Here is a 19,076-nt window from a genome sequence, read left to right as displayed (position 1 = left end):
TTATACCTACCCACTTGCTTATTTAATAACCTGCACCCAATTTCCTGCTTCTGTTGCACTTATGCTGTTGTTATACATTGCTTCGCACTGAACAGCCGATAAATAGTACCTACCAATATAAGATGCATTTAAAAGCACTTTATAAATAACCGTTTCGTTCTCACGCAGGTTAAAATAAGTAAACACACGATCATCTCTAATATCCCTGTAAGTATATGGCGATGAAGCAATGATGCTTTCATTGTCATTTACGCGGGTATTAATGATTTCCCATCCCGATGGGAAGATCTGTGTAAGTGCCATTTGCTCATAATATCCACTCTTACCCGGATTTTTAACCACAACTTCAGCATAAAAGTCTGTGCCTTGTTTCAAAGTAGTGGGATCCAGCACCTTGCCATTAAGTAATTTATAGCTGATACTCATGTCTAACAGATCAGGGTTGTTCGGTTGGAAATTATTTTGTCCGGCCGAAGGTTGCCCCTGTAAAATTAAACGTGCAAACAACACCCTGTCGCTGGTATTGGTAACAGCCACATTGCCTTTAAACGCCAGTGGCGTGCTAACAATGTACTGGTTTGAATTTACATTGCCTTTTTTACCATCAATAGTATAGCTGTATTTAAGGTTATTTGATGAAGAATTTACACCACAAAACTTAGCGATGCCTAGTAAACTGTAAGCTGTAGTTTGTGTACTGTACCAATCATCTTTACCTAATCTGGTAGCTACCGACTGCAATAACTGCGCTGCTGTACCTTTACGGCCCAATAGAGTCAGTGTTTCCAATATCATGGCCTCATCTCTTAAATCAGAACCATAAGTGCCGCCTAGCTGATTGTAAGGTTTTATTTCAGTAGGTAAATCTTTTATCAGTTTATTGGCCGCATCTGCTTGTCCGGCAAGTTTATATGCGGCAGCCAAACGCCATTTTGCAGATACAGAAAGGTATTCGAATGCCCTTAATCTGTTCATTGCTGCTATTTCCGGTCTCTTGGCCAACGCAAGCACATATAACCTGTACGACTGAGAAAGATCACCACCATAAAAATTACTGCTATTTGGCGCCCAGTTATTGGCTTTTGTTTTTAAATAACGAACAAGTTCATCAATCATTCCTACTGGAAGGGTGTATCCTGCATTTTGCGATTCTACAAGGAAATGCCCTGCATAATTGGTTCCCCACTCATCAGACGTACCTTCGCCCGGCCAGTAACTTAAACCACCATCAGTAGTCTGGAAGCCTTTCAACCTGTTAATACCCGCTTTTATGTTTCGTTCTGTATTTGCCTTTTGCTGTTCATTTAAAGCAGTTAATTGGTTAAGGAATAACTGAGGGAATACACCGGAAGTAGTTTGCTCTACACATCCATGCGGATATTGCATCAGGTAACTTAAGCGCTTTTTAAGATTGATAGGAGGTATAGACGAAAGCTCTATAGACCCTGAATTTGTACCAGCCATACCAATAGGCGCATAGTTTAACGACCAATTGGCACCCGGTTCAACTACTGCCGATACCACATTGGTAACAAACGGATTAGGATTACGAATGTCCATCTCTATATCATAAACAGCCTTCTCGGTACCGCTTTGTGCAATGATCTTAACCTTGGCAATACCTGTAACCTCAGGAGCCTTGATTTCGAAATATGCCATCTGTTCGCCTGGTTGTTTAAATCCAAGCTGTTGTGTTTTACTACCAATTACCTGTAAATTCTGTGCCTGTAGTTGAACAGTTACGTTTTTAAGGTTATTTTCTGTAGCAAATACGGTTGCAGGTAAAGTAAAGCTTTCGCCCGGACCAATAACACGTGGTAAAGTAGCCAGCAGCATTAAAGGTTTTTTAACCTGTACAGATTTCTCTGCAAAGCCATAAGCACCATCTTGTCCGGCAACCACCATTGCTCTTACCGCGCCAATATATTGCGGAAGCGTAAACTTATGGGTTTTGCTTTCGCCTTTGCCCAATGCAAAAGGACCAAGATATTTTACCACAGGTACAAACCTGTTGGCTTTTGCCGGATTCAAATTCCTGTTTACACTGCCATCACCACCAATGCTTAAAATGCGTTCCAGATTGCCGCCCCATGCACCAAGTACATAATCGAACAAATCCCATGTTTTAACACCCAAGCCTTCTCGGGCATAAAAAGCACTATGAGGATCAGGAGTTTTAAATCTGGTCAGGTCAAGCAAACCTTCATCTACAATGGCTATTGTATAGGTCATGGCCTTGCCATTTTGTTCCGCAACAGTAATGCTATTCTCTGTTTCAGGTTTAATCTTATCTGCCATTTTAATAACCGGTTTTAAGATCGTTTCAGGATCTTCAATAAGCAATGGAATAGCTCCATACATCCTTATTGGCAAATCATTTACCGTTTGGGCATGTGGCTGAAGCAAAGAAACCACGGCAAACACATTAGGCGCCATGTTCTTTTCGGCCTTAAAGGTAAATTGTGTTTGGCCGGCTTTAGTTTCTGTCCAGAAGGTTTTTAATACCCTGCTGCCATTTTCTATAGAGATTAACGCTCTGCCGCCTTTACCCGATGGGATGGTTAATACCACATCTTCGCCAACATTGAACTTGGTTTTATTGGCAGTAAACGATAGCATAGAGGCCTCGGTAGGGTTGTTGGCCTGTTCACGTTGTGCCCAACCCGGCCAGTCAACATATACAGATTTGCCGGTTACATGGCCACCATTTACATCGCGTACCAGAATCAGATAACGACCCCATTCCGGTTCATCTATTCTTAAATTCCAGCTTCCTTTACCGTTTGATAAAGTGATGCTTTCTTTTTTAACGAGTTTATTATAAGAGTTTTGGGTAAAGTTAGCATAGGAGTTCTGGTCGTCCTGATCCCACCACCAACGCCACTGTACTTTGTATAGCTCAACCTCAACAGTTTTGCCACCTTGTACCAGTTTACCGTTCCTGTCTACATTAACAATATTAACTTTATGATCCTTGCCGGTTACCAGCATTCCGCTTAATTTCTCACCATCAGGGGTTTTAATACCGTAATAGTTGTTGTAAACATGGTAAGGGATACTAAAGTTATCAATACTGAAATTACCGCCTGCTTCAAATACCTTAGTGGTAAAGTTTGCCTTAAGCATGCCCGGAGCAGTATTGTTTTCATTTAAACTGGTATTTACAACGGCAGTTCCATTCTCATTTAATGTGCCTTCGAATATGGTTTTTACCTGCGATTGGAACGCTACTGTAGGGTTATCAAAAGTATACTCATCAAAACCCTTAAAAGTGGTTTTCATGGTATTCAGGTTCACATCAACCTTAGCTTTCAGGCTTTTACCTACAGAACCAAATAGCCAGTTTGCCGAAAGCGTAGCTGAAGATGCACCGCCAACACCTAAATAAGCCGCATTGCCTATATTGAAATTTATCTTTAACCTGTTGGGCATTACGGTTTCAACCTTAATGGTTTTGCTGAACACTGCACCACCCGCTTTTACTTTAGCAAGCCAGTTGCCTGTAGGAGCAGTGTTTTCTGTAGCGGTTTTAAAAGCATAGAATCCATTTAATGGTTTACCATTGATGATCCTTTTAATTAATTGTCCTTGAGGGTTGTATAATTCAAAAGTGACCGGATATCCGCCTGGAAGTTTTTTAAGTTTATCCTCAAGAATGAAGGATACGAATATAGAATCGCCAGGTCTCCAAACACCTCGTTCTCCATAAATATAACCCTTCAATCCGTTCTGCACCACATCGCCACCCACATCAAATCGGCTTAAAGGAAGGGAACTACCATCGTCCATTTTGAGGTAACCACGTTCATCGCCATTTTTAGCTATCAATAAGAATGGTTTCCTTTTCAGATCAAAAGTAGCCATCCCATCGCCATCAGTTTTAACCGTATGGATGATCTGGCGCTGGTAATCTAAAAGCTCTAAAGTAACACCGCTCATTGGTTTTGCCGTAAGCAGATCTGAGGTTACAACAAGCATACTATTGTCGTTACCGCGTTTGGCAATAATACCAATGTTCGAAGCCATTACGTTTCTGCTGGCCCATTTATCATTGGTATAGTAGGATGGGGTGCAAGGGTTATCCCGATCTTCCCACCTGTAATTATTAGGATAGTAACTGTTGTAACGCTCCCAGAACTCATCATCCTCATCAATTTTTTCGCCATAACCACGATAGTCATCATCAGAAGTGGCTTCATCGTTGGTTACTTCAGCACATTTAAATACATTGTACTCATTTCTGAAACCGATGGTTATGCGGTACATTGCACCCGGTTCCGTTTTGATCAGCTTATCCAGGTCTAATGTGAAACGGTTCTTTTTATGCAGGTTAAGTGCTTTATCTTCGTCTAAACGAATTGTTTTTTGAACAACAGGTTTACCTACCCTACGAATCTCACTTCCATCTTTATAGCTGTTGGTCTGGAAAAACTGAGGGATATTGTTTTCATAGATTTTGATAACTGTAACATCAACAGCCCTTAAATTGGTGGCTTCGAAAGGCAATACCAGTTTACCCGAATTTGGAAGTATGGTACCGCTGCCGGCAATAACAACCGAAGGCAATTTGTTCTCAAAAATGATATTGGCTGTTTTCCCTGCTCCAAGTTTCTTTCCGTTAATATTTTCGATACCTGAATTTATGGTAAAGGCATAATTTCCTTCCAAGGCAAGGGCCGAATACACTTTTACCTGACTGCCATCAATAGTGAACCTTAAATCAGACAACCCGCTTAAGGAGATTAAACCAGCCAGATCCTGTGCAACACCAACTGGTTCAGAAAGCTGTACCAGGGCATAATCTTCAAGGTCTTGAACCGCTTTCATGTCCAGAATCTTAAATACGCCTTTGGCAGGAACAACAACTGTTTGCTCACCTTTGCTGTCTGCATCAATGGTTTCGCCAGACCATTTTAAAGTTAATTTCGTATCCTGACCTGCTTTTTTAATACTATCTACAGTAAAGGCAGAAGTATTTTTTTCAGGATTATGTTGCCATTTTATTTTTAAAGTTTGTGGGAAATTAAGCATTAATGCTTTTTCAATTGCTTTTGGATCTTCCTGATCAGAGGTAGTAATTTCACCCTTAAGCTTCATGTAGTCTAGCGAAGTATTGTTTTGCGATACCAAACCATCCTGACTAAGGCTCATTCCCGGTCTGATAACTCTAAACCCGAATTCAAATTCTTCGAGATCTTTTTCTGTTTCGGTAACTTTGCTTAAATCAAAATTGGCTTCATAAGTTTCGCCAGATTTTAAAGGCTCATCTGGCCTGAATTCAACTGTCTGGGCATCAATCCAGTATGCTTTTCCTTTTACAGAAGGGGAGAAGCTGAATAAATCACGGGTGTCTGCCACGCCAACATCACTCATTGTTTTTACTTCGCTGGCCAAGTGTACTCTAATGAAACTCTTTTTAGAGATGGTTCCAGAGGTATAGGCCTCTATGTATTTAGAATATTTTTGATTATAGTCTTTAGGTTTTTCTTTTTTAAAGAAGAAAATTGATGCAATGCCTAGCAATACAACGGCAACAGATCCAATAATTAAAGGTTTCTTATTCCTTTGAACAAAGGAAGAGCGGGATGATTCCATGATACAGATTTTTCGTAATAAGATGTGTACGAAAAGTAGTAAAAATCATCGGCAAACTAAAACAATTATTATCAACAGAAGAAAAATCAGAAAGTAAAAGCTTTTTGGGTACTATTTGATCATCACACCCGGCATATTTACAAGAGGAACACGTATTAAGTTTTCATCTACAATGCTTTCCGGTAGGAAAATAAACTTTTTGTCGTAAATAACCCCGTCTATATAATAGCTTAACCAGTATTCGTTTGTTAAGCCGAAAACTTCTGTATCGATAGCTTCTACTCCAGCAAAAGATTTGGCGTTAATGTTGCCCAGAAAGTGTCGGAGTACAGAAGTTTTTACCAGTTTACCGTCCTTTTCTCCGTACCCTTTAGAGCTGATCAGTACATTATCTATTGGAATGTCTTTAAGATTAACAAGATAAACAGTCCAGTTTTTTACTTCCGGACTTTCATTGATTAGCACTACAGCCATCGCAACATCTTCAACTATATTTTCAGGAAGGTCTTTTTTCATATAATAAATACCTACTTCTTCGCTGCAACTTTCTTTTTTGCAGGCGCTTTAGCTGTTACTTTCTTGGCCGTTGTACCGGTTTTCTTTGCTGCTGCTTTCTTGGTTTTAGGTTCAAAAGCGTTAGGCACCTGCTCAACTATCAATTTTTTAACTTCATCTAAAGAAATTACCTCTAATTCCTCTTGAGTATATTTGTCGTTAGTAGTCGGATTTTTACGTAACTTAAGCATTTCTTTACCAAAGCGAATAAACGGTCCCCATCGGCCATTTTCGATAGCAATTTTTTCTTCAGCCCACTGCTGTATAAACCTATTGGCCTCTTTTTCTATTTTTTTACCAATCAGCTCTTCAATATCCGATTGTTTTAGATTATCAAAATTATAAGCCTTAGGCACATTGATAAACAAATCGTTCCATTTAATAAACGGCCCGAATCGTCCTTTTCCTTTGGTAACAGGTAAATTCTGGTAATGGGCAACCGGAGCATCAGCAGTAATTTTTTCGCCAATAATCTCTATTGCACGATCTCTGTCAATTGATAAAGGATCTTCATTTTTAGGAACAGAGATGTAAGCATCACCCCATTTGACATAAGGACCAAAACGACCTACACCAACAGAAACCTCTTTACCTTCATAATCTTCAAGTTGGAAAGGCAGTTTAAACTGTTCCAAAGCATTTTCTAAAGTAACCGTTGCCACAGATTGCGATTTAGATAAGCTCGCATAACGAGGTTTTTCTTCGTCGTCATTCTGACCAATTTGGACCAACGGACCAAATTTACCAACCTTAGCATAAACATTTTTACCACTTACCGGATCAACACCCAATAAACGCTCGCCATTAGCCCTGTCGGCATTTTCTAAAGTAGTTTCAACCTCATTATGGAAAGGAGTATAGAAGGAGTGAAGCATCTTTGTCCATTCCTGCAGCCCTTGCGCAATCTCATCAAATTCCTTTTCTACACTTGCCGTAAAGTTAAAATCTACAATTCCCTTAAAGTGTTCAACCAGAAAATCGTTAACAACTTCTCCTATATCTGTAGGGAACAACTTGCCTTTTTCTGCACCTGTTATTTCAGTTTTAATTTGTTTTTTGATAGCACCATTGGCTAATACAATAGCACTGAATGAACGCTGACGGCCATCACGATCTTCTTTAACCACATAACCGCGGTTTTGGATGGTCGAAATTGTTGGTGCGTAAGTAGATGGCCTTCCAATACCAAGCTCTTCTAGTTTTTTAACCAAACTTGCCTCTGTATATCTGGCCGGTGGTCTGGAGAAACGTTCAGTTGCATTCATCTCTTTTAAAGTCAATTCCTGACCTCTTACCAATGGTGGCAACATGCTGTTACCTTCTGAATCCTCAAGGTCATCATCATCACTGGATTCAAGATAAACCTTTAAGAAACCATCAAATTTTAAAACCTCACCCTCGGCAATTAAGTTCTCTTTGCGCGTGCTGATGCCTATTTGGGCGGTTGTTTTTTCAAATAAAGCCTCACTCATTTGTGAAGCGATGGCACGTTTCCAGATCAACTCATATAAACGTTGTTCAGAACTGTCGCCTGGTACAGTATGATGATTAAAATAAGTAGGGCGGATGGCTTCGTGAGCCTCTTGTGCACCTGCCGATTTAGTTTTGTATACCCTTAAGTGGTGATATTTATCGCCATAAGCAGATTTTATTTCACTTGCTGCAGCCTGTAATGCCGTTTCCGATAAGTTCACTGAATCGGTACGCATATAGGTGATTCGTCCACTTTCATACAGTCTTTGCGCAATTTGCATTGTCCTTGAAACTGAATAACCCAGTTTGCGGGAAGCTTCTTGCTGTAAGGTAGAAGTGGTAAACGGAGCTGCAGGATTACGTTTTGCAGGCTTCGTTTCTAAACTATCAACCGCGAAACCAGCATCAATACAGTCTGTTAAAAACTGCTCTGCATCTGCTTCTTTTTCAAATCGCTGAGGCAATTCTGCTCTAACAATTTCCTTTCCTTTTCCGGTCGAAAACTGTGCAGTTATTTTAAATGCTGCCGAAGCATTGAATTTATTTACTTCTCTTTCTCTATCTACAATTAAACGAACTGCTACTGATTGTACCCGACCTGCCGAAAGTGATGGTTTAACCTTTTTCCACAAGACCGGAGAAAGTTCAAAACCAACCAACCTATCTAACACGCGGCGCGCCTGTTGTGCATGAACCAGGTTATAGTCAATTGTACGGGGTGTTTCAATAGCCTTTAAAATTGCAGGCTTGGTAATTTCATGAAAAACAATACGTTTTGTTTTGGCTTCTTTAAGTCCTAAAGTTTCGTACAAATGCCAGGAAATGGCTTCTCCTTCACGGTCCTCATCGGATGCTAGCCATACCATTTCGGCCTCCTTAGCTAGTTTTCTTAACTCGGCAACAACTTGCTTTTTATCTGAAGGGACTTCGTAGGTTTGAGCAAAATTATTAGAGATATCAATTCCCATATCTCCCTTAATCAAGTCACGAATGTGACCGTAACTAGATTTAACAAGAAAATCCTTACCCAAATACCCCTCTATGGTTTTCGCTTTCGCAGGTGACTCAACTATTAGTAAATTCTTCGCCATTCAGAACGTTTTTCTGCAAATAAAGCTATAAATAAGCCTAATTTCAAAATCCGATCTAACTTTTCTGACAAATTTATTTAAAAGTGACTTGTTTTACCTGATAATGAGCAATGCCGGGATTGCTGCTTTCAGGGCATTAAATTCGACCGGCAGCGCTAAAAACTGTTTTAAACATTTTACTTAAATAATATAATTATCTATTTTTTTTGTGCTTAACTTCGTAGATATAAAAAACATAAAACCATGAATACATTACTCATCCTGTTAAGCCTTCTGTTTACGCCTCCAACTAAAAACGTTTATGATTTTTCTTTTAAAACCATTGATGGTAAGGAGATTAAGCTTTCTAAATTTAAGGGTAAAAAGATCCTGATTGTAAATACAGCTTCTAAATGCGGGTTTACACCTCAGTACGAAGACCTTGAAAAATTACAAAAACAATATGGTAAAAATGTAGTGTTAATTGGTTTCCCGGCTGGTAATTTTGGTGGCCAGGAATTGGCTACAAATAGCGAGATTAAAGAATTTTGTACTGGAAAATACAATGTTACCTTCTTGTTGTCAGAAAAAAGCAGCGTTAAAGGAGATGATATCAGCCCATTATTTAAATATTTAACCAGTCAGGAAAACCCTGATTTTACTGGTGATATTCAATGGAACTTCGAAAAATTCCTGATAAATGAAAAAGGCCAGTTGGTACACCGTTTCCGTTCCAAAGTGAAACCTTTAGATGAAGCGATTACAAAGAACTTGTAAGGTTTAATAGGACAACTGTTAACAGAATCGTTATTGGAGCCCCATTATCTGTGAACTTTCAAGATAATGGGGCTTATTATTTAACACTATTATCACTATATTTTTACATCATATTGCAATGTTTGCCGTATTTTTGTACCAAAATAAATATGGTGGAACCTATCAAATCATTCAGGAATTATTTAGCGCTATCAGTTGTCCTTTTAGTTGCTTCATGCTCTTCAGGATACCATCTTGTAAAGACCAATCGGGCTGAATACAATGTTAATAAGGAACTTACAGTTGATAGTTCAATTATAAAAACCTATTTGCCTTACAAGGCTCAGCTTGATGCTGAAATGAATAAAGTTATAGGTCATTCGGCAGCGCAGATGTCTAAAAAAAGCAGCGATACTTTACCTGAAAGCCTGCTTAGCAATTTCTTTTCTGATGCAGTTCTGGAACAGGCACTTAAATACGACCAGAATATTGATTTTGCGTTGCCATCAACAAAAGGAGGTTTACGTGTAGATTTTCCTAAGGGCAACGTTACCGTTTCCAATGTTTTTGAGCTTATGCCTTTTGAAAATCAGCTGATTATTTTTACACTGAAAGGTACTGATGTTCAACAAGTGCTGGATTATATAGCTTCTACAAATGGGCAGCCTGTGGCTCGTTTGCAAATGAAAATAATAGATAAGAAGCCTACAGATGTATTGGTAAACGGTAAACCGTTTGATGTAAATAAAACCTACAAGGTGCTTACTTCAGATTATATTGGTGGTGGTGGCGACAATGTTCCGGCCTTTAAAAATGCTATAGATCAAAAGGTTATAGGTCTTAAAATACGCGATGCATTAATGAATTACGTTATTGAAACTGAGGCTGCCGGAAAAACAATTAATCCAAAATTAGATGGAAGAATTACTAAAAACTAACCGCAGAGATTTTCTTAGAACTGGTGGTATTGCTGCAGCTGCTTTGGCCTTAAATTTAAATGCATTTGAAGCAGAGGCGGCCGGTGGGGTAACAAAGCTAACTATTTTGCATACTAATGATGTTCACAGCAGGGTAGAGCCTTTTCCTATCGACGGATCTAAATATGAAGGTTTGGGTGGTACGGCAAGGCGATCCGCCCTGATAAAAAAGATAAGAAGCGAAGAGAAAAACGTGCTGCTGTTTGATGCCGGCGACATTTTTCAGGGAACTCCATATTTTAATAAGTTTGGTGGAGAGCTCGAAATTAAGCTCATGGCTGCAATGGGATATGATGCTGCAACGATGGGCAATCATGATTTTGATAATGGTATGGAGGGGTTTTATAAGCAATTGCCTCATGCCAATTTCCCTGTTCTTTGTAGTAATTACGATTTCTCTAATACGATACTCAATAAATCGACCCTTCCGTATAAGATATTTAAAAAGGATGGATTAAAGATTGGTGTTTTTGGGGTTGGAATAGAATTGCATGGTTTGGTTGATGGCAAAAACTATGGAGATGCAGTTTACTTAGACCCGGTTGCAAAGGCTAATGAAATAGCTGATATATTAAAGAATGACTTTAAATGTGATCTGGTAATTTGCTTATCTCATTTGGGTTACAAATATAAAACAGATAAGGTTTCTGATCAGATTTTAGCGAAAAATAATAAGAGTATCGACCTGATAATAGGTGGTCATACGCATACTTTTATGGATCAGCCAGAGGATGTGCAGAATTTGAGCGGAGCAATAACTACCATAAATCAGGTTGGTTTTGCAGGGATTAATCTTGGCAGGGTAGATTATTATTTTGAAAGATATAAAGGTAAAAAGATAAAATCGGCTTCGCCTTACTTGATCTCTAATAAATTGGAAAAGAATGACCTCCAATGATCCCTACAGATTGGGCAATATATTTTTCAAAAAAGGGAGTTGTCTCCCTTAGACAGTACTTAGGGATCTAAGGGAGCACATTTTAAGGTCTTCTAGCAAAGGAAGCCGCCGCCCAACAGGTCGTTTCCTTCATAGAAAACTGCTGATTGTCCAGGTGCTATTGCTGATACATTGTGGTCAAATACTACGCGCATTTTATCGCCTTCCTGAACGATAGTGCTTAACATACCTGCATCTTTATATCTGATTTTAGTAACTACATTATCCATTGGTTCTAAAATACTTCCGTATTTTACCAGATTTACGTTGCGTACCAAAGCCTCGTTTCTTTCCAGATCTTCGGCTCTGCCAAGTACTACTGTATTACTTTCAGGCATAATTTGGGTTACAAACATTGGCTCGCCAAAGGCAATTCCAAGTCCTTTACGCTGACCAATGGTGTAAAAAGGATAGCCTTTATGCTGGCCAACTACCATTCCGTCTTTAGTGATGAAGTTACCGCCGGCAACTCTGTCTTCTAAATCTTCAACTTTATGTTTTAAGAAGGCACGGTAATCGTTATCTGGCACAAAACAGATCTCGTAGCTTTCACTTTTCTTAGCAAGTTCTTCTTGCCCCATGTCTAAAGCCATTTGTCTGATTTCAGACTTGGCAAAAGAACCCAGAGGGAATTGTGTACGTGCAAGGTTTTCCTGAGAAACACCCCATAGTACGTATGATTGGTCTTTATTTTCGTCTTTTCCTTTAGAAATTACATAACGGCCGCTATCTTGTTGTCTGATGTTTGCATAGTGCCCTGTTGCAATAAATTCGCAATCCAGTTTGTTGGCGCGTTTTAATAATGCTTCCCATTTAATATGGGTATTGCACAATACACACGGGTTTGGTGTACGTCCTGCAAGATATTCATCAACAAAGTTGTCGATTACAAAATCGCCAAACTCATCGCGGATATCGAGAATATAATGAGGGAAACCATAGTTTACGGCTAAGGTGCGGGCATCGTTTATGCTATCTAAACTGCAACAGCCTGTTTCTTTACTACTGCTGCCTGATGTTGCATAATCCCATGTTTTCATGGTTAATCCAATAACTTCATAACCTTGTTCGTGTAGCATTACTGCTGCTACTGAACTATCAACACCGCCACTCATGGCGACTAATATTCTTCCTCTTTTACTCATTTTATTTAATACTGCCTCGGGTTCAAAGCCCGGTGATTAGAAATAGGGTGCAAAAATACGTGATTTTAATTGAAGTTTTTAATTTGGGAGGTCAATAGGTTGTCAAAGTAAAATTAAGTGATCTGTTTTCGGGCTGGAACCATTTGCGCTGAAGGGCGCAAATGGTTCCGAGGCCCTCTTCCTGACACTGAATTTTAGCCGAATTGGGAGGAGATAGAAGGAGGTTTAATTGAGGGGGAAATTAGGAGCTGATGTGTACGGAGGATAGATGGTTAAAGAGAAGTGAGAAATATTTTAATCAAACGTTATAGCAATAGTAAAAAGGCTGTTTTTTGTATGATTTTTTTATACCTTAGACGATCATAAAAAAATAGAACTAAAGTTAAATATGAAAAAAATCCTCCTGTACTGCTTTTTATCAGCCCCGGTGCTGGCAAATGCGCAGCAAAGCCTGGTAAAGTATGTAAAGCCAATTATTGGAACTCAAAAAATGGGGCATACGTATCCGGGCGCTACTGTTCCTTTTGGATCTGTTCAGCTAAGTCCTGATACAGATACTTTGTCGTACGAATTGAATGGCAAGTATAATGGTGATATTTATAAGTATTGTGCCGGGTATAAGTATGAGGATAAGACAATTGTAGGGTTTAGCCATACGCATTTCAGCGGTACCGGACACTCTGATCTGGGAGATTTTCTGATTATGCCAACTCAAGGAAAACTGCAATTAAATCCGGGTACTGCTGATGATCCTAAATCGGGTTTTAGATCAGCATTTTCTCATGATAATGAGGTTGCAGAGGCTGGATATTATAAGGTTAAACTAGACGATGACAATATTTTAGCTGAGCTTACCGCAACAAATAGGGTAGGTATGCACCAGTATACATTTCCAAAGTCTGATGAGTCGCATATTATACTGGATTTGATGTCGGGCATTTACAACTATGACGACAAAACGGTATGGACTTTTGTACGTGTGGTTAATGATACTTTAATTACCGGTTACAGGCAAACTAATGGTTGGGCACGTACACGTACCGTGTATTTTGCGATGTCATTTTCTAAACCGTTTGTTTCTTACGGACAAAAGAATTTTGATAAAGCACAGGTGTATAAGGGGTTCTGGAGAAAGTTTGACCAGACTAAAAACTTTCCGGATATTGCAGGACGACGTATTAGAATGTACTTTGATTTTAAAACAGAAAATCAGGAAAAGATCAAGGTAAAGTTCGCGTTATCTCCTGTTAGTCAGGTAAATGCTTTGGAGAACATGCAGGCAGAAGCACAGGGATGGGATTTTAATAAAGTAAAACAACAGGCACAGGCAGAGTGGAATAAGGAGCTTAACAAGATCAAAATTGATGCTTTGGAAGATGATAAGACCAATTTCTATACAGCAATGTATCACGCTTTTATTAACCCGACGAACTACAGCGATGTAAACGGAGAGTATAAAGGGTTGGATCAGGATGTTCATAAAGCCGATGGCTTTATCAACTACACCACGTTCTCTTTGTGGGATACTTATCGTGCATTGCACCCTTTTTTGAATATCATGCAGCCTGCCAGAAACAACGACATCGTAAAATCAATGATGGCTCATTATGATCAGAGTGCGTTAAAAATGCTTCCTATATGGTCGCACTATGCAAACGATAACTGGTGCATGAGCGGTTACCACAGTGTTTCTGTTTTAACAGACGCAATTATTAAAGGTGTATATAATGGTGATGCCAACAAGGCGCTGGATGCTTGTGTAACCACTGCCAATCACCGCGATTATGAGGGGATAGGGGATTATATAGATCTGGGTTATATCCCGGCAGAGCGCAGCGGAACGTCGGTTTCGAATACATTAGAGTATGCTTATGATGACTGGTGTATTGCTCAGCTGGCTAAAAAGCTAAACAGACAGGATGTTTATGATGAATTTACCAAGCGTTCTGGAAACTGGAAAAATGTGTTTGATAAGTCTATAGGTTTTATGAGGCCAAAAATGGCTGATGGTTCTTTTAAAAAAGAGTTTGATGTATTAAGCACTCATGGACAAGGGTTTATTGAAGGCAATACCTGGAACTACAGTTTCTTTGTGCCTCAGGACCCTAAAGCTTTAATTGAGCAAATGGGCGGCAATAAAAAGGTTGGCTTAAGGTTAGATTCTTTATTTACGATGCACCTTCCGGATGAGTTTTTTGCTGAAACAGAAGATATTACCAGAGAGGGGATTATTGGTGGATACGTGCACGGCAATGAGCCTGCTCATCATGTGGCTTATCTGTACAATTGGATTGGACAACCCTGGAAAACGCAGGAGAGGGTGCGTATGATCCTGAAAATGCAGTATAAACCTACACCTGATGGGTTGGGTGGTAATGATGATTGCGGACAAATGAGTGCATGGTATATGTTTTCTTCTTTAGGTTTTTATCCGGTATCTCCAGGCTCTGAAGACTATTCTTTGGGAAGCCCGGCTATAAAAAATGCTGTGCTTACACTTGAAAATGGGAAAACGTTTACTATTGAAGCTTTAAATCAAAGTGATAAAAATGTGTATGTTCAGAAGGTTTTGTTAAATGGAAAACAGCTTGCTGGAAATACAATTAAACACTCTGATATTACGGCTGGCGGTAAGCTGACGTTTTATCTGACCGCTAAACCGGTTAAGAAATAAAAATAGATTAAACAATAAAGGCCCATACTCAGTATCGGCCTTTATTGTTTAATCGTTTAAGCTTATACAAACGCAGGTACATCAGACCTTGGGTCGTTGCCTTGAATTTGATTTCTTCTTATATCAGATATTTCAGTTGGTTTTTTAGTTATTCTCTTATTTAAGCCACTTGCGGCATTATATAATAAAATACTTCCTAGAGCAACTTCTTCAATTGCTGTAAACGGATGCTGACGAATATTTCTGATTCCTTTTTGTAAGATATATACACCCGCAAGTACAGAGATTAACCTTTTTCCGGTATCCAGATCTTTAGCTTCGTACCCCGTCAGCGAAGAATTAACCACCGACAACACGAATCTCTCTTTTATTTTCCCTAACATATTACTCTTATTTTTAATTCTATTGATCACACTTTATAATTAATCTCTGAACATTAATCATACCGAATGAACAGTGATTGCGTCATTTTTGTTTAATTATTTTCTCCAGAACCATTTTTATCGCCCTGTCTACAACCGCTCCAGGGTTTTTGCTGAATTCGAAATTTACTCTATTTGCGAGTATCGCATTTACTGACAGTGCTTTATGACCTAAAGTTTTTGCCAATGCATAAATTCCTGCGGTTTCCATTTCTAAGTTAGTAATTCTATTGTTACTATGCTGAAAATTATTTAATAAATTGATAAAATCAGGTATAGCGTTCTTTGCCCTCACTTGTCGGCCCTGTGGCGCGTAGAATCCGGGAGCGGTTATGGTAATCCCGTGTTCCATATCACTGCCTATGGTGTTTAGTAGTATATTGCTGGCTGCTGTAAGGTATGGGGTAATGCCTTTAATATGCGAAAAATGTGACTTAAAAGCATCTAGAATGCCATGTTCGTCACCAGATAACTCATGGATGTAATACTGCATTAAGGAATCTAAGCCCAACCCGAAAGTAGATGCAAGTATCGTATCCATAGGTATGTCGGGCTGTATTGTTCCAGAGGTTCCAATGCGAATGATATCTAATGAGGTTAACTCTTTTTTAACAACCCGTTTTTCAAAATCAATATTTACAAGCGCATCAAGCTCATTAAAAACGATGTCAATATTGTCGGTTCCTATACCAGTAGAAATTACAGTAATCCGTTTTTTATCGAGGTAGCCAGTATGCGTTATAAATTCTCGTTTTCCTTTTTTAAGCTCTATGCTGTCGAAGTATTTTGAAACTTCGGAAACCCTGTCAGGGTCACCTACAGTAATTACTGTGGATGCCAAATCTTCAGGAAAAAGGTTCAGATGGTAAATTGAACCATCCTGATTAATAATCAGGTCTGCTTCTGATATTTTAGTTTCCATATCATAGGTTTTAGGCGGTGGAAAGATATTTAGTTTTTAAATTATCAATTTTATCTAATTTACCAAGTACAATATTTAAACTGGCTTTTCTAACCTCGAATTTAATAACACAAGAGGTATCAAAGTTTTGATCAATAATGTTTAGTTGTTCATCTTTCATTAAACGCATTACATCGTTCATAGCCAGATAGTCGAATGTGATTTCGTAAATATCGTTTACTGTTTTTTCTATAACATTGGCTTCTTTAATTGCTTCAGCTGCTGCAGTTTTGTAGGCGTTAATTAAACCTGGAACACCAAGTAGCGTGCCCCCAAAGTACCTTACTACTACAATAAGTATGTTTGTTATATCTGCTGAAAGCAGGGTGTTTAAAATAGGTCTGCCGGCAGTGCCTGATGGTTCGCCGTCGTCTTGAATGCGAAATACAGTCCTGTCTGGACTTATGCGAAGTGCCCAGCAAAAATGGCGCGCTTTAGGATGTTCTGATCGAAGATTTTGAAGTATGTTTTTTACTTCATCATCTGAACTTATAGGGTAGGCATAAGCAATAAATTTGCTTCCTTTATCCTTAAAAACCCCTTCGGAAGCAACTGATATTGTTTTATAGGTATCATCAAATAGCATAGATCTTTGATAGTGTTATTAAAATAATTGCAGCAAGTGCTAAAAACAAGCCCCAATAGTTAAGCTTGTTTAATTTTTCTTTGAAAACAAATATTCCTATTAGGCTGCCAAGAATAATGACCCCCATGTTCATACTTGCAAATACGGTTGATGGGTTCTGTGCCATCGCACCATGTGCTTTAAGGTAGAACAGGATATTGAAAAAATTAAAAAAGCCTAATACGCATCCGCAAAGTACATTAACCAGCTCAAGTTTTTGGTTTTTAAATGTCCTGAAATATAGAATTGAGACAATTGAAATTATAAAAGCCAAAATGAAGATAATGGTTAATGAGGTAGTATAGGGGATTGATTTGATTTGTGCTACCTGTTTAAAAAGGATGTCGATTATGCCAAAACCTATAAACACAATAAGCGGGTAAAACCAGCTGCCAATGGTACTTCTTTGCTTTGTTTTTTTATATAGAGTGAAAAATATAGCCACAAAACCTATGACAAGTCCACAGATTTTAAATAGGGTAAAATGTTCTTTAAATAAAAAATAGGAGGCCAGTATTGGAATAAATAATGACAAGCGCTGTGCTATATCGGTCCTTGCAATTCCTATGTTTCTGATGGAACCTGCCAGGAACCAGAAAATAAGAGGCAACAGAATTCCAAGACTTAAATAAATATCGTAGTGAGCGGTTGAAGCAAGGTGGCTAAATTTAGGTTTAAAAAAGAAAACACTTAAACCAATGGCAAAGAGGTAGTTCCATGTAACCGCCTGCACGATATTGATTCTATATCTTTTGGCAAACTTTAGTAGTACTCCGACTGTAACACTGCAAAAAATGCTTATTAACAGGTAAATCATTTGTTTGGGTTGTTTTTATAGATAGTTAATTTGTCTTTTTCTATATAATGCTCTTCTGTTATTATTCCATTAATTATTGGAGACGAAATGCCGTCTGTCCAGGAATTGGCAGAAGTGAAAACCCTTGCTTCATCCCATAAATTACCCTGAATAAACTGGTTTAGGATATTTGCTCCACCTTCGATAATGACAGACTGAATATCCATAAGATACAGTTGAAAAGCTATTTTTTGGGGCAAGTAGTACTGCATATCTTCCATCTGGATGAAATGAACATTGTTTTGTACTTCTGTTTTGATTTCGTTAATAATGATGGTTTTTGCATCGTTATTATAAATGTGGCTATTTATGGGAAGCTGCAGATTACGATCTATAATAATCCTTACAGGGTTTTTGCCCGGCCATTCTCTGGTGTTTAGTTGTGGGTTATCAGCAATGGCCGTTTGCTTTCCAATAAGTATTGCGTCTTCCTCTGTTCGCCATTTATGCACCAGCTTTTTTGCAAGTGGCCCGCTTATCCACTGCTGTGCGGTGTTTTTTGGAGCGAAGTATCCATTTGCTGTTTCTGCCCATTTAAGAATTATGAATGGGCGTTGCTGTTTTATTCGGGTAAAAAAGCGACGATTAAGGTAGCTGCATTCGTTTTGTAGTATGCCTGTTTCTACTTTAATACCTGCATTGTGTAGTTTTTCTATTCCCTTTCCGTTTACATCTGCAAATGGGTCTGTATTGCCAATAACAACTTTTTTTAATCGGTGTTTAATCAGTAAATCTGCACAGGGAGGGGTTTTTCCAAAGTGGGCACAAGGTTCTAAACTTACATATGCGGTTGCATTTGCAAGTAATGCGGGTGCATTATCACCATGGTTTTTAAAAACATCGTTTATTGCATTTACTTCGGCATGGGCTTCACCAAACTTTTTATGGTATCCTTCGCCAATTATCTGATCATCGCATACTATTACGCAGCCTACAAGTGGATTTGGGCTAACTTGTCCATTCCCCATTTTTGCCAGTTCAAGGCAGCGCCTCATATATAGTTCGTTAGTCATTACAGCAAAAGTAAGGT

At 38.8% G+C, this 19,076-nt stretch carries 13 protein-coding genes; 4 read left to right on the top strand and 9 right to left on the bottom strand.

The genetic code is table 11. The features are described 5' to 3' along the window. Positions 1 to 18: 18 nt before the first annotated feature. The 3 genes from CPT03_RS07855 to topA all read right to left on the bottom strand — a co-directional run bounded on the left by CPT03_RS07855 (position 19) and on the right by topA (position 8,714). Positions 19 to 5,595 carry an alpha-2-macroglobulin family protein gene (locus tag CPT03_RS07855; protein ID WP_099438335.1) on the bottom strand — a complete coding sequence of 1,859 codons (5,577 nt, stop codon included), beginning with the start codon at positions 5,593 to 5,595 and terminating at the stop codon, positions 19 to 21. A 111-nt stretch (positions 5,596 to 5,706) separates the two neighbouring features. Further along, positions 5,707 to 6,111 carry a hypothetical protein gene (locus CPT03_RS07850; protein ID WP_099438334.1) on the bottom strand — a complete coding sequence of 135 codons (405 nt, stop codon included), beginning with the start codon at positions 6,109 to 6,111 and terminating at the stop codon, positions 5,707 to 5,709. An 11-nt stretch (positions 6,112 to 6,122) separates the two neighbouring features. Continuing rightward, complete coding sequence (gene topA, locus CPT03_RS07845) at positions 6,123 to 8,714, bottom strand: type I DNA topoisomerase (RefSeq protein WP_099438333.1); 2,592 nt, start codon at positions 8,712 to 8,714, stop codon at positions 6,123 to 6,125. A 243-nt stretch (positions 8,715 to 8,957) separates the two neighbouring features. Here topA and CPT03_RS07840 point away from each other — a divergent pair, with 243 nt between their 5' ends. From CPT03_RS07840 to CPT03_RS07830, 3 genes are all read left to right on the top strand, one after another. After that, a complete protein-coding gene (locus CPT03_RS07840) occupies positions 8,958 to 9,470 on the top strand; it encodes a glutathione peroxidase (RefSeq protein WP_099438332.1) in 513 nt (170 codons plus the stop codon). Between the two features lie 149 nt (positions 9,471 to 9,619). Next, complete coding sequence (locus tag CPT03_RS07835) at positions 9,620 to 10,387, top strand: 5'-nucleotidase C-terminal domain-containing protein (protein ID WP_099438331.1); 768 nt, start codon at positions 9,620 to 9,622, stop codon at positions 10,385 to 10,387. After that, complete coding sequence (locus CPT03_RS07830; protein ID WP_099438330.1) at positions 10,365 to 11,324, top strand: bifunctional metallophosphatase/5'-nucleotidase; 960 nt, start codon at positions 10,365 to 10,367, stop codon at positions 11,322 to 11,324. The genes CPT03_RS07835 and CPT03_RS07830 overlap by 23 nt, the downstream gene beginning before the upstream one ends. A gap of 92 nt (positions 11,325 to 11,416) precedes the next feature. On the opposite strand, the gene mnmA is transcribed toward CPT03_RS07830, so the two are convergent. After that, a complete protein-coding gene (mnmA, locus tag CPT03_RS07825; RefSeq protein ID WP_099438329.1) occupies positions 11,417 to 12,508 on the bottom strand; it encodes a tRNA 2-thiouridine(34) synthase MnmA in 1,092 nt (363 codons plus the stop codon). Between the two features lie 388 nt (positions 12,509 to 12,896). Here mnmA and CPT03_RS07820 point away from each other — a divergent pair, with 388 nt between their 5' ends. After that, a complete protein-coding gene (locus tag CPT03_RS07820; RefSeq protein WP_099438328.1) occupies positions 12,897 to 15,182 on the top strand; it encodes a GH92 family glycosyl hydrolase in 2,286 nt (761 codons plus the stop codon). 62 nt (positions 15,183 to 15,244) lie between these two features. On the opposite strand, the gene CPT03_RS07815 is transcribed toward CPT03_RS07820, so the two are convergent. The 5 genes from CPT03_RS07815 to ribD form a co-directional block, all read right to left on the bottom strand. Next, complete coding sequence (locus CPT03_RS07815; RefSeq protein ID WP_099438327.1) at positions 15,245 to 15,565, bottom strand: hypothetical protein; 321 nt, start codon at positions 15,563 to 15,565, stop codon at positions 15,245 to 15,247. An 82-nt stretch (positions 15,566 to 15,647) separates the two neighbouring features. Continuing rightward, positions 15,648 to 16,526 carry a nucleoside phosphorylase gene (locus CPT03_RS07810; RefSeq protein WP_099438326.1) on the bottom strand — a complete coding sequence of 293 codons (879 nt, stop codon included), beginning with the start codon at positions 16,524 to 16,526 and terminating at the stop codon, positions 15,648 to 15,650. A gap of 10 nt (positions 16,527 to 16,536) precedes the next feature. After that, a complete protein-coding gene (locus CPT03_RS07805; RefSeq protein ID WP_099438325.1) occupies positions 16,537 to 17,151 on the bottom strand; it encodes an IMPACT family protein in 615 nt (204 codons plus the stop codon). Further along, positions 17,141 to 18,007, bottom strand: coding sequence for a DMT family transporter (locus tag CPT03_RS07800; RefSeq protein ID WP_099438324.1), 867 nt, complete (start codon positions 18,005 to 18,007; stop codon positions 17,141 to 17,143). The genes CPT03_RS07805 and CPT03_RS07800 overlap by 11 nt, the downstream gene beginning before the upstream one ends. Then, a complete protein-coding gene (ribD, locus tag CPT03_RS07795) occupies positions 18,004 to 19,059 on the bottom strand; it encodes a bifunctional diaminohydroxyphosphoribosylaminopyrimidine deaminase/5-amino-6-(5-phosphoribosylamino)uracil reductase RibD (protein WP_099438323.1) in 1,056 nt (351 codons plus the stop codon). Before ribD ends, CPT03_RS07800 begins: the two co-directional genes overlap by 4 nt. Positions 19,060 to 19,076: the final 17 nt, after the last annotated feature.

Source organism: Pedobacter ginsengisoli, from assembly GCF_002736205.1.
GTDB classification, from domain to species: domain Bacteria; phylum Bacteroidota; class Bacteroidia; order Sphingobacteriales; family Sphingobacteriaceae; genus Pedobacter; species Pedobacter ginsengisoli_A.
This window is presented reverse-complemented; position numbering and strand designations above follow the sequence as displayed.

Bases quoted from the DNA above. Each gene is read 5' to 3' on its own strand.
- CPT03_RS07855 (WP_099438335.1), bottom strand. From the start codon at position 5,595: ATGGAATCATCCCGCTCTTCCTTTGTTCAAAGGAATAAGAAACCTTTA.
- CPT03_RS07850 (WP_099438334.1), bottom strand. From the start codon at position 6,111: ATGAAAAAAGACCTTCCTGAAAATATAGTTGAAGATGTTGCGATGGCT.
- topA (WP_099438333.1), bottom strand. From the start codon at position 8,714: ATGGCGAAGAATTTACTAATAGTTGAGTCACCTGCGAAAGCGAAAACC.
- CPT03_RS07840 (WP_099438332.1), top strand. From the start codon at position 8,958: ATGAATACATTACTCATCCTGTTAAGCCTTCTGTTTACGCCTCCAACT.
- CPT03_RS07835 (WP_099438331.1), top strand. From the start codon at position 9,620: ATGGTGGAACCTATCAAATCATTCAGGAATTATTTAGCGCTATCAGTT.
- CPT03_RS07830 (WP_099438330.1), top strand. From the start codon at position 10,365: ATGGAAGAATTACTAAAAACTAACCGCAGAGATTTTCTTAGAACTGGT.
- mnmA (WP_099438329.1), bottom strand. From the start codon at position 12,508: ATGAGTAAAAGAGGAAGAATATTAGTCGCCATGAGTGGCGGTGTTGAT.
- CPT03_RS07820 (WP_099438328.1), top strand. From the start codon at position 12,897: ATGAAAAAAATCCTCCTGTACTGCTTTTTATCAGCCCCGGTGCTGGCA.
- CPT03_RS07815 (WP_099438327.1), bottom strand. From the start codon at position 15,565: ATGTTAGGGAAAATAAAAGAGAGATTCGTGTTGTCGGTGGTTAATTCT.
- CPT03_RS07810 (WP_099438326.1), bottom strand. From the start codon at position 16,526: ATGGAAACTAAAATATCAGAAGCAGACCTGATTATTAATCAGGATGGT.
- CPT03_RS07805 (WP_099438325.1), bottom strand. From the start codon at position 17,151: ATGCTATTTGATGATACCTATAAAACAATATCAGTTGCTTCCGAAGGG.
- CPT03_RS07800 (WP_099438324.1), bottom strand. From the start codon at position 18,007: ATGATTTACCTGTTAATAAGCATTTTTTGCAGTGTTACAGTCGGAGTA.
- ribD (WP_099438323.1), bottom strand. From the start codon at position 19,059: ATGACTAACGAACTATATATGAGGCGCTGCCTTGAACTGGCAAAAATG.